8 protein-coding genes are annotated in these 11,891 nt (G+C 40.0%); 5 read left to right on the top strand and 3 right to left on the bottom strand.

The window, feature by feature from the left end; genetic code table 11:
- The first annotated feature begins 191 nt into the window (after positions 1–191).
- Entirely contained in the window at positions 192–842 is a 651-nt protein-coding gene (locus NL42_RS04000) for a response regulator transcription factor (RefSeq protein WP_004790013.1), read from the top strand.
- Positions 843–887: 45 nt separating this feature from the next.
- Here NL42_RS04000 and NL42_RS03995 read toward each other — a convergent pair whose 3' ends face one another.
- Both NL42_RS03995 and NL42_RS03990 read right to left on the bottom strand, forming a co-directional pair.
- The gene (locus tag NL42_RS03995; protein WP_461311838.1) at positions 888–1,655 is read right to left on the bottom strand and encodes a hypothetical protein; all 768 of its coding nucleotides are present in this window, start codon (positions 1,653–1,655) and stop codon (positions 888–890) included.
- A gap of 389 nt (positions 1,656–2,044) precedes the next feature.
- A complete protein-coding gene (locus tag NL42_RS03990) occupies positions 2,045–5,542 on the bottom strand; it encodes a hybrid sensor histidine kinase/response regulator (protein WP_461311837.1) in 3,498 nt (1,165 codons plus the stop codon).
- Positions 5,543–5,723: 181 nt separating this feature from the next.
- Between NL42_RS03990 and NL42_RS03985 the strand changes: the two genes are divergently transcribed.
- The 4 genes from NL42_RS03985 (at position 5,724) to NL42_RS03970 (ending at position 10,773) form a co-directional block, all read left to right on the top strand.
- Positions 5,724–6,056, top strand: coding sequence for a DUF485 domain-containing protein (locus NL42_RS03985; protein ID WP_016139889.1), 333 nt, complete (start codon positions 5,724–5,726; stop codon positions 6,054–6,056).
- Position 6,057: 1 nt separating this feature from the next.
- A complete protein-coding gene (locus NL42_RS03980) occupies positions 6,058–7,773 on the top strand; it encodes a cation acetate symporter (protein ID WP_016139890.1) in 1,716 nt (571 codons plus the stop codon).
- A 172-nt stretch (positions 7,774–7,945) separates the two neighbouring features.
- Positions 7,946–8,638 (top strand): ion channel, encoded by a 693-nt coding sequence (locus NL42_RS03975; protein ID WP_461311836.1) that lies wholly within the window; start codon positions 7,946–7,948, stop codon positions 8,636–8,638.
- A gap of 167 nt (positions 8,639–8,805) precedes the next feature.
- Positions 8,806–10,773: a BCCT family transporter gene (locus NL42_RS03970; protein ID WP_461311835.1), complete on the top strand. Its 1,968-nt coding sequence runs from the start codon at positions 8,806–8,808 to the stop codon at positions 10,771–10,773.
- A 61-nt stretch (positions 10,774–10,834) separates the two neighbouring features.
- On the opposite strand, the gene omp33-36 is transcribed toward NL42_RS03970, so the two are convergent.
- Entirely contained in the window at positions 10,835–11,740 is a 906-nt protein-coding gene (omp33-36, locus tag NL42_RS03965) for a porin Omp33-36 (RefSeq protein ID WP_461311834.1), read from the bottom strand.
- Positions 11,741–11,891 lie beyond the last annotated feature (151 nt).

Below are 11,891 nucleotides of genomic sequence, written 5' to 3'. Positions count from 1 at the left end.
TTATAATAAAAAGTAAGCTTATATAAAAAACAGATTAATTTTGATTAAATGTTAAAAAACATCTGAATATTTTAGCTAAGTTCTGCATTTATCAACATTTTGCATAAAAATGGATAAGATGAACGTATCTTTCAACTAAATAGTAGGGTTACAATAGGCCATACTTATGCTCAAGATTACTTTAATCGCTTATGAATATTTTAATCGTTGATGATCATCCTTTGTTTCGTCATGCTTTAATTCAAGCAGTACGTTATAGCCTGCCACAGGCACAAATTCATGAAACAGCTTCGGTTGATGAGTTTTATGAGCGTTTGGAAAATGGGGCAGAACCTGATCTAGTATTACTCGATTTAAATTTACCGGGTGCTTCAGGCTTTTCTGCTCTAGTCTATGTACGAGCACAGTATCCAGCTATTCCAATTATTGTGGTTTCTGCGCATGAAGAAACTTCAATTATTCAGCGTGCGATTGCACATGGCGCGATGGGTTATATTCCTAAATCTGCTCATCCAAGTCATATTGGTGAAGCGATTCGCCACGTTTTAGAAGGCGAAATCTGGTTACCACCTAATTTGCCACCTAACCTTAATCTTGATCCGAGAGCGGCAGATGAAACTGCTTTAGCTGAACGTATTCAATCTTTAACACCACAGCAATTCCGTGTTTTGATGATGGTTGCAGAAGGCTTGTTAAATAAACAGATTGCCTACGAACTCGATGTTTCAGAAGCAACGATTAAAGCGCATGTGACAGCCATCTTTAGAAAATTAGGTGTACAAAATCGTACACAGGCTGTATTGGCAATTAGTGCATTAAATATTGAAGATAAGAAAATTTAAAAAAATAAAAAAGACCTCAGTTGAGGTCTTTTTTATGTGTGCCACTTAAGCAAGGCAATCTTGCTTTGGTGTTAGGCTGTCGCAGTACAAAGGGTTGAGTGCACATTGCAAATCATCAATTTGATCTTGAGTCACATAACCTTTCATTTTTAAATATTCAGCCACGCGGTCATCACGCAAGCTTAAAAACGCTGCATCATAAACGCCTAAATCTACAAAAAGTGCAGCTGTTTCTAGACTATTGAAGCGATCAAGGAAAATATCATTGCCATACATTAAGAAGATATGGTCGAGTTTTGCTTTTTCATCGACATGTAGTCGTTCAGCAAGTTGATCTGGATGAGTTTTAATAAAGAGTAAGTCAGAGAGTTCATCAAACTGAGTCATATCTAACAGATTTTCTCCGTGTTTGACATGTCCAAGCCAAGCTTTGAAAACAAGTACAGCACCACCGCGAAGTAACATGCTCCAGATTTGATGACGCGTATCGTGATCAAGATTTTCACTTTCAGCTGTAAGGACTTGTAAGAACTTTTCTTCTTGTTGACCTAATTTATCAAATAGCCCTAAACCTTGTGGATGGTAGGCTGCTGGTGCAAATACATCAAAATTCAAATCATGAAAAATATTAAGTGCCAAAGGAACAGCACACTGATAAATCGTATTTAATGCCTTGATATGGGCTTCATTCAGTTTGCTGTTGGGAAAAATACTTTGCCAATCTAGTTCAGGAAGTAAAGCATTGGCACTGTATTGACGATAAAACTGTTGAGATGAGAGTTGGCCTTGTGGGCTGTTATCAGAAATATTCATGGCAATTGTCCTTTGCATTAATTCGTGAGCAGGGGTGCTTAATATAGAAATCGGTTAAAAAATGGTTATACATTTATCAAATGTGTTTGGAATAGTTATGTGTCATCAAGAATGCAAGTAGAATACGACTAAAGTCGTATATAGTAGTTTTATCTAGATAATATTTTTAAAAAACAAATATTTATTAAATTGTAACTAAGTATACAAGTGTTCACTTACAAAAAAGATGGGCTTTGCCATAGAAAAAGGGCTGTTGGAAAGTTTGGCCAATTATTTAATCAACAAAAGAAGACTTTTTGAGCAGTTCTGCCTATTGGCTTAAATTAAACCTATAACTTTTGCCAAAAAAACTCTCCCAAACCTATAAAAAGCTTGGGAGAGGAAAATGTTTAATCTGCCGCGCTGGCAATTTTAAGCCCCGATAGCCATGCTCTTAGAGAGGCTGGTTTAAGCGGTTTTTTGAGTAAAACGATATTAAGTTCTTTCAATTGTTGAGGTAATTCTGGATGTGAGTCCGCTGTAATTAAAGCAACCGGAACGTCATGCTGTCGATTTTGCATAATAAAATCGACACCGAGTTGGTTGTTATTTAAATGCTGATCGATAAGCCAGACCTGAATATTCTCTTTTTGAATAATCTCAAGTGCTTGTTCCGGTTCAGTGGCTTTAAAAACCTCATACCCCCATCGACCTAATAAGCTACTCATTCCTTCTAAAATAGTTTCATCATTGTCTAAACATAAAATCCGGTAGGCTTTGGTTTTTAAAGGTACTGTCTGCACGGGTGGGGTAATGACTTTTGGCGCTTCTACGACTGGAACTTCAATCATAAAGCATGAGCCTTTATCGAGTTGCGAGTAAACATGAACAGGATAATTCAACAAACCTGTCATACGCTGCACAATCGCAAGTCCTAAGCCTAGGCCTTGCTCACCCCAAGGCGATAAATGTCCACAACGTTCAAACTCTTGAAACAGTTTAATACGTTGTTCTTCGGCAATTCCAGGACCTGTATCCCACACGCCAATACGGATATGACCCGACTTTTGTGCCGACCGTAGAACACCGACAATCACTCGGCCTTTGGCTGTATAGCGCAAAGCATTACTCACAAAGTTTTGAATAATACGTCGAATCCACTGTGGATCTGTGTCAATCCAGAACGATACATCGTGAACTTTAAGTGAAATATTTCGCTGAGCAGCAATCGATTTAAACTGTAGTTCAAGATCACTGAGTAAATCATGCAAAGGATAAGGCTGTCTTTTTGGCTGAATGCTGCCACCTTCTAAACGGGCAATATCGAGTAGGGCAGAGAGCATACTTTCTGCACCATACAACGCACGGTCAAGTTGTTGCAAAGTTTGACGGTCTTCTTCTGTTGCAATGCTTTGTTCAAGAACGGTACTGAATAGGCGAGCTGCATGCATGGGTTGTAATAAGTCATGACTTGCCGCTGCAATAAATCGGCTTTTAGACATATTGGCCATATCAGCTTGTTCACGGGCCAGCTGTTGTTCGGTTAAAGCACCAGCAAGTTGTTGAGTTCGGTCTTTTACGCGGGCTTCGAGTATTGCCTCATTTGTACGGAAAGGGGTAATGTCGGCAAATGTTGTCACAAAGCCCCCACCTGAAATAGGGTTACCACGCATTTGAATAACGCGTCCGTCTTTACGGATTCGTTCAAATTCATGCGCGCTTCCGACTTTCATCCAGTGCAAGCGTTTACGAACATGTTCTTCGACTGAACCGGGGCCGCATTCGCCTCGCTCAGCGTTATAACGAATCAGATCGGCAATTGGACAACCCACATAGACTAAATCTTTTGGGTAGCCAAATAATTTTAAATATTGGTTATTCCAAGCCACCAAACACATATTTTTATCAACCACACTCACCCCTTGGGTCATGTGGTCAATCATGGTCATGAGCAGGTTTTGGTTGAAACGTTGCCACTGTGAGGCTTGGTCTAAAATATTCGCGACTTGTCCTAATGCAAGACCATTATTAATCATTGCTGTAGTGAGCAAAGTACGTGCAGAAGCAGCTCCGATAATGCCCGCGAGATATTGCTCGGTGAACCGCCACCACATGCCGTTGGCGATGCTATTTGGATTGAGCGTGAGATGATTTTGCTCGCAAAAGTTCTCGAATGCTTGTGTTGTGGGTTGTTCACCCGTAATTCTTTTGGCAAGAGCGAACAGGTCACCTACTTTTAAACGTGCGGCATCGTGTGGTAAATAGGTTAAATCAGTAGAGGTATGCGGCGATGGCAAGGGTTTAGTTTCATAGTAGAAAAAGCTTTCTGCCTGAATTTGCTCAGCCACGCTTGGTCGATAAATTTTTGAAATCCAGATATATAAAACAATATTTAAACCGAGTGACCAAATAACGCCATGGGTTAAAGGTGCAAATGACTCAAAGCCAAAAAGCGACTCTGGACGTAATGCATTAATTCCTAAAGGACCAAAAAGCAAAATACTTTGGGCAGTTTCTTGATAGGCTTCTGGCAAACTACGCAAAATCGTTGGACACAGTAAAGTATAACTCCACATTAAAAATCCAATGATGAGGCCAGCATAGACACCTTGACGGCTTCCGCCACGCCAGTACAAACCACCAATCAGCGCAGGGGCAAATTGAGCAACAGCACTAAAAGCCAATAAACCAAATACTGAAAGCTGGTTAATATCATTAAAGAAATGGAAGAATAAAAAGCCAAGTAGCATCACTGCAACAATACTAATGCGGCGGCTAAATTTAAGAACTTTAGGTAAATGTTTATCGTGGCGCGAGAGTACTTTAAAACGCCAAAGTGCAGGCATAATTAAGTCGTTACTAAGCATAATAGATAGGGCAACTGACGAAACCAGTAACATGCCTGTCGATGCAGAGAATCCACCTAAAAAAGCCAGTAAAGCTAACCCTTCTTGGTTATAGCTCAGTGGTAATGACAACACGGCAACATCGGGTACAGTTAAGAACTTCGGTGCTGCATGCAACGCCCAGCTTGCGATCGGAATAATGGCTAAAATCGTTAAAATGAGATAAACCGCAAACCATTTACGCGCACCACGAATATGCTTTTCGTCACGCAGCTCGACCACTGCTACATGAAACTGGCGGGGTAAACAGATAATTGCTAAACCTGCCAATAAGGTCTGAATCCAGAAAGTTTCAGGTACTCCAAATAGTTGAACCTCCTGAAAAGTTTGGTTCACATCTGATGTGACTTGTACGAGGTTCGCTGGCGTTTCAAAAATAAAAAATAAAGCGACACAAATGAGGGCGAATAATTTTACAAAAGATTCAAATGCGACAGCTAACATGAGGCCGCCATGTTGCTCGGTGTTGGCAATTTGCCTTGTACCAAAAATCATGGCCAAAATAGCCAGTACACTAGTTAAAAGCAAAACACTATTGGTGGTTGTATGGATATGAGCATTCTGTTCCATAATGACAGAAGTACTTAAAGCAATCGCACGTAACTGTAGAGCCAGATAGGGAATAATCGCGATTACTGCCAAAATGGTGACCAGTGATGCCAAGACCCCACTTTTCCCATAACGTGCCGCAACAAAGTCGGCAATTGATGAGATAGCATGGTGCTGACGTACCCGACCTAAACGTCGCCAAATGTCATAGCCAAACCAGACAAATAAAAGAGGGCCTAAATAAATAGGCAAGAAAATGACGCCTTCTCGAACAGCTGCTCCAGTCGCGCCATAAAATGTCCATGATGAACAGTAAACGCCGAGTGTTAAGCTGAACAAGAACATGCGGCCACGTGTACTTAAACGGCTGGCATGCTTTTCACCAAAAAAAGCACAAACAAATAAGAGTGCTATATAAAGGGTGAGTACCCCAATAATCAGCCAGCTGTTCATATGACTCACATGATTAAAACCTTGTGCCTATCATACCCCAAGCAGAAACAAAGCTATAAATTGATTAAATTTTAACGACCAAAGTCTAAGTTACGAATTACACGTAATTTTGCTAACTTTAATCCTGAGAAACTACTATTAAAAAGTGGCCAAGGCTGGGCACAGGGCAAGGAGTTTGGTTATGGATCAGAACCAAGTAGAACAGATTCTACGCAATCCAAAGTTTCAAAAGATGGTCAAGAAAAAAAGTACATTAAGTTGGACGCTCACAATCATCATGTTAGTTCTTTATGTGGGTTTTATGCTGCTTGTAGGCTACAACAAAGAATTTTTAATGAGTTCGTTTAGTGGTGGTGTAACGACATGGGGAATCCCGCTAGGTTTAGGAATTATCGTTTTATCTTTCCTACTATGTGGCGTGTATTCTTTTATCGCAAATAGGACTCTTGACCAGTTGAGTGCAGAAGCGTTGAAGGAAGTAGAAGCCATCACGCATGAGAAAGGACTACACTAATATGAAATGGAATTCATTAAAGGCGAAAGCTTTATTAGCAGCAGCATCGCTATATTCAACAGTGGCTATGGCGAGTCCAGATCTGGGTGAAGCTGAACAACAAGCAACTAACTGGCATGCCATTATTATGTTTGTTATTTTTGTTGGTTTCACTTTGTTCATTACGAAGTGGGCTGCAAAGCAAACTCAATCAACACAAGATTTCTATACAGCGGGTGGCGGCATCAGCGGTTTCCAGAATGGTCTGGCAATTGCGGGTGACTATATGTCTGCTGCATCTTTCCTTGGTATTTCTGCACTTGTATTTAGTTCGGGCTTTGATGGCTTACTTTACTCGCTTGGGTTCATGGTAGGTTGGCCAATCGTTTTATTCTTGGTTGCAGAACGTTTACGTAACCTTGGTAAATATAACCTTTCAGATGTGGTTTCATTCCGTCTTGAAGAAAAACCGGTACGTACTTTAGCTGCAATCAGTTCACTTGTTGTTGTGGCATTCTATTTGATTGCTCAAATGGTAGGTGCGGGTCAGCTCATCAAATTACTGTTTGGTTTGAACTACAACATTGCAGTCGTCATTGTTGGTCTATTGATGATGGCATACGTGATCTTTGGTGGCATGTTGGCAACGACATGGGTACAAATTATCAAAGCGGTCATGTTACTTAGTGGTGCAACCTTCATGGCATTCATGGTAATGAAAGCAGTTGGTTTCAGCTTCAGCAACATGTTTAGTCAATCAATTGAGGTTTTCAGTAAAGTACACGACATCAGCTTGACCGATGCTGCAAAAATTATGGGGCCAGGTAAACTTGCGGCAAATCCAATTGATGCCTTGTCTCTAGGTTTGGCACTCATGTTTGGTACAGCTGGTCTTCCACACATCCTTATGCGTTTCTTCACTGTAAAAGATGCAAAAGAAGCTCGTAAATCGGTTGTGGTTGCAACAGGTTTCATTGGTTACTTCTACCTTTTAACTTTCATTATTGGTTTCGGTGCGATCCTTTTTGTATCAAACAATCCGCAATTCATTGATGTTGCAAAAATGGCAGTAACAGGCAAACTTGAGCTTGTTGGTGGTAACAATATGGCAGCCGTGCATTTAAGTGACGCTTTAGGCGGTGACTTATTCATGGGCTTCATTTCAGCAGTAGCATTCGCAACTATTCTTGCTGTTGTTGCTGGTTTAACACTTTCAGGTGCATCTGCAATCTCTCATGATTTATACGCTAACGTATTCAAGAAAGGTCAAACGACGCCTGCTTCTGAACTTCGTATGTCAAAAATTGCGACACTTGGTTTAGCAATCTTCGCAATGGTTTTAGGTATCTTGTTTGAAAAGCAAAACGTAGCGTTCATGGTGGGTCTAGCGTTCTCTGTGGCATGTTGTGCAAACTTCCCAGTTCTTGTTCTTTCAATGTTCTGGAAAGGCTTAACAACTCGTGGAGCGGTTATTGGTGGTGTTGTTGGTCTTGTAACAGCAGTAACCCTCATTGTTCTTTCTAAAGCAGTTTGGGTAGATACTTTAAAAATCTCTGATACACCAATCAATCCATTCAATGGTCCTGCATTATTTGCTATGCCATTGTCATTCCTTTGCTGTTGGTTATTCTCGGTAACTGACAACTCTGCACGTGCTAAGAAAGAGCGTGCTGCTTTCGATGCTCAATATGTTCGTTCAATGACAGGTATTGGCGCATCTGGTGCATCGGATCACTAAGATCAATATTGCTAGATAATTCTTTAAAAAGCCCTACGGGGCTTTTTTTTATACTTATTTTATTTTCAATTTAGAGCTTAGATATTAATAAAGAACAACTTGTTTGCCTTGTTTTGTGTACAGTATTATTTGTTAACTCTCAAAAAAGCATAATGAAACAAGGAAAATAATAATGCGATCTATTATTGAGTTTTGGGCAAGTTTTCGCTTATTGCCTTCTGCATGGTTGCTATTCGTTCAGTTTATTTTATTGATTTTAGCCATGCTGACATTTGATAGTTTGCCTTACCGGACTTTAACCTGGTCATTAGGTGTCCTTGCTTTATTGTTGATTGCTAAAGTTATTCGCCAGACGCCGATGTTTACTTTTTTAGGTTTAACATTTGTGAGCGGTGCAATTCTGTCATCAGTACTTATTGTGTTGGGATATAGCAATTTATATATTCAGCTATTTGCCCATAGCTGTGAAGCTCTGGCCTATTTTTCGGCAGCTTATGGTTTATTTCGTTATATGTTCGCTGACCGATATTTAACAAGAGATGAGCTATTTGCGGCAGCGGCTGTCTTTACACTGATTGCATGGGGTTTTGCATTTTTATATAACATTTGCCAGCTCGTTTTCCCTTATAGCTTTCAAAATCCAAATAATCCTCATGCCTTACAAACTTGGCTAGATTTACTCTTCTTAAGCTTTAGCTTGCAGTCAGCTACAGGCTTATCCGACCTCATGCCAATCACTCCACCAGCGCGCGTTTTAGCCATGCTACAAATGTTCTGTGGAGTCATGTATTTAGCTTTAATCGTCACCCGCCTAATCGCTTTACAATATATTACCCACCTCCCTAAAAAAAATTCAGATAAATAATGGAGGAGGTGTTTTAATTTATTTACACCTTTGTAACTGCAATATTCTTTAAGTTTATTTAGAGTGTTATCGGCTTTCTCTATTGAAAGCCCTAGCTTTGTTCATTCTATGAATATCTTATCGGCATTTAAGCCTGTCACTCGTCATTAAAATAACATGGAGGATTTATGCCTTCCAAACAGTCCGGTTGGTTCGCAAACGTTAATCCTAACGTATTTTTTGGTACAGTCATTATCATTGCTTTGTTTTTAGCAGTGGTAGTGATTGCTCCGAGTTCTTTTGAGCTTTTAACGCAGCAATTAAAGCAGTGGATCACTGACTCATTTAGCTGGTTCTATGTTTTATCTGTTGCCTTCTTCCTTATCTTATTGATTTACATTGCCTGTTCCTCAATTGGACGCATTAAATTAGGACCAGATCATAGTCAGCCTGATTATAACAATGGGTCTTGGTTCGCCATGCTGTTTACAGCAGGGATGGGGATTGGGTTGATGTTCTTCGGCGTTGCCGAACCTGTCATGCACTATGTTAATCCACCAAGTGGTGAGGCTCAAACGATTGATGCAGCACAGCAAGCATTAAGAGTTACCTTTTTCCATTGGGGCCTACATGCTTGGGCAATCTATGCTGTAGTTGGGTTAGCTTTGGCTTATTTTGCCTATCGGCATAATTTACCTTTAAAGACTCGGTCTGCACTTTATCCTCTTATTGGGAAGAGAATTTATGGAGTGTGGGGCGATGGTATCGATATATTCGCGACCATTGGTACGGTATTTGGTGTAGCGACCTCTCTTGGCTTTGGTGTTACCCAGATCAATTCTGGTTTGCATTATTTGTTTGGAATAGAGCAAAGCACCAATATTCAAGTCTTACTCATTATTTTCGTGAGTATGTTAGCTTCCTTGTCTGTATTTTTAGGTCTTGATAAGGGCGTAAAACGTTTATCGGAGTTAAACTTAGTTTTAGCTTTAATATTATTAGTATTTGTTTTTATTGCTGGTCCAAGTATTTATTTACTTCAAACGACGATTCAAAACACTGGACAATATATTTCTAACCTGTTCACTATGACATTCAACTTATATGCCTATCAGCCAAATGGGTGGATTGGTGGTTGGACAATTTTGTACTGGGCTTGGTGGATTTCTTGGTCACCATTTGTGGGAATGTTTATTGCCAGAGTTTCACGCGGTCGTACCATTCGTGAATTTATTGTTGGGGTTTTACTCATTCCGACAGGCTTTACCATTATCTGGATGGGCTTTTTAGGAAATGCTGCGTTATTTAGCATTATTCATGAACACCAAACGACATTAATTCAGGCTGTTCAGCAAGATTCGTCAGTTGCATTATTTGAATTCTTAGGTCACTTACCGTGGTCTGGGGTGATGAATGTCTTGGCAACTATTTTGGTGGTTTTATTTTTTGTGACCTCTGCTGACTCGGGGGCATTAGTCACCGATTACTTAACTGCTAAATCTGAAAACTCACCAACTTGGCAGCGTCTGTTTTGGACGGTACTCATGGCTGTGCTCGCAATTATTTTATTGCTAGTCGGTGGCTTGGCTGCACTTCAGGCTTCCATCATTATGAGTGCGTTGCCTTTTACTGTCGTCATGCTCTTAATGAGCTGGGGGTTAATAAAGGCCTTGCATCTTGATGTCACAAAAATGACAGCCATTCAGGAAGCACGCATTACACCACGTGCGATTCATAATCCAAGGAGCTGGCAACAGCGTCTAGGGCTAATCATGCACTATCCTCATAATGAAGAAGAAGTGCGTGAATACATTGAGAAGCAAGTGGCTGGTGCATTTGAAAATATTCAACATGAATTTAGACGCCGTCATCTTGAGGTTTCAATTAGCCAACTTGAAGATGGTATGCAACTTCGGGTGGACCATCACAATGAAATCAATTTTATTTATAAAGTTGTTCCACGTGAAACAGTACCGCCAAGTTTTTTAATTGGGCGTACTGAAGCCGAAGACGGACAATATTTCCAAGCAGAAGTTTTCTTGAGAGAGGGTGGTCAGAACTATGATGTAATGGATTGGACGCAAGAAGATTTAATTCAAGACATTATTGATCAGTACGAACGTCATCTGTATTTCTTGAATGTTGTGCGAAGCTAATATTTAGGTGTAAAAAAAAGGACTCCATTGAGTCCTTTTTTAATTCGATTTCTAAATTAAATTAGAAACGGAATTTAGTATTTAAACCGATAGTTTGTGTATCGTAGCTAGTAGACGCATTTTTAACGTCAGCTTTCATGTACGATGCACCAACTGCTAAAGCAGGAGTAATGAAGTAGTTTACGTTACCACCCCAAGCTTGACGGAATTCACCAAGGTCATTGCCTTTGATGTCAGCTACGCCATCGTTACCGATGAAAGATGCGCCAACACTTAACTTAGGAGTTAAGTAAAGGTCAGTTTTCAAACCGTATTGGTTTTCTTGACCGAAAGCACCAGCAGCTTCAAAACCAATTGCCATGTTAGTTCCATCGATTGGACCTACATATTTAGCACGTGCAGTAATAGCATCTTGATCGTTTTGAATCGCAGCAGTTTGGTTTACAGCAGAGTAGATACCGTTGCTGATGATGCCAAAGTTGTCTAAAGCGAATTGGTTAGCAACACTTGTATAACCAACAGTCATCAAGAAGTTAGGTAACAACATAGCACCAACTTCTAATGCATAACGGTCACCGTTGTCATCTTTAGAGAAGTTGTTTTTACCATCAACATCAGTGTGGTTGTAAGTTGCGCTAGCATATACAGGAAGGTAAGGAGTCGGAACGTAAGCCTCGCCTTTAACACCGTAAGTACCAATGTGGTAGTTTACGTTGCCTTGGTCATACTGTTGGTAGCTATAACCTAAAGATACGCTAGAAGCTTGGTTCAAGAAAGCCGCTTCAGCTAAAGGACCTTTAGTGGTATCAACATTTTTTAAATAGTATGTACCAGCAACGTCACCAGTGAAGTTTTTATCGTTTGCAGTTGTGTCAACATATTCAGATTGACCTTGAACTTCAAATTGATAAGCATGAGCACCGGTCATGGCTAATAATACAGCAGTGGCTAAACCAAGTTTTTTCATAATCATTTCCAGCAATAACAAGAGATAAAGCTGGGGTCATTGTATTGTAACAATTTATGAAGTCAATAATGAAAAAAGGGAATGTTAAAGATATTTGACACTTATGTTAAAATTGGTGAAAAACTAATCAAATGAAAAGTAAATTGTCAAC

The sequence above is a fragment of the Acinetobacter sp. GN11 genome, from assembly GCF_054823985.1.
This window is presented reverse-complemented; position numbering and strand designations above follow the sequence as displayed.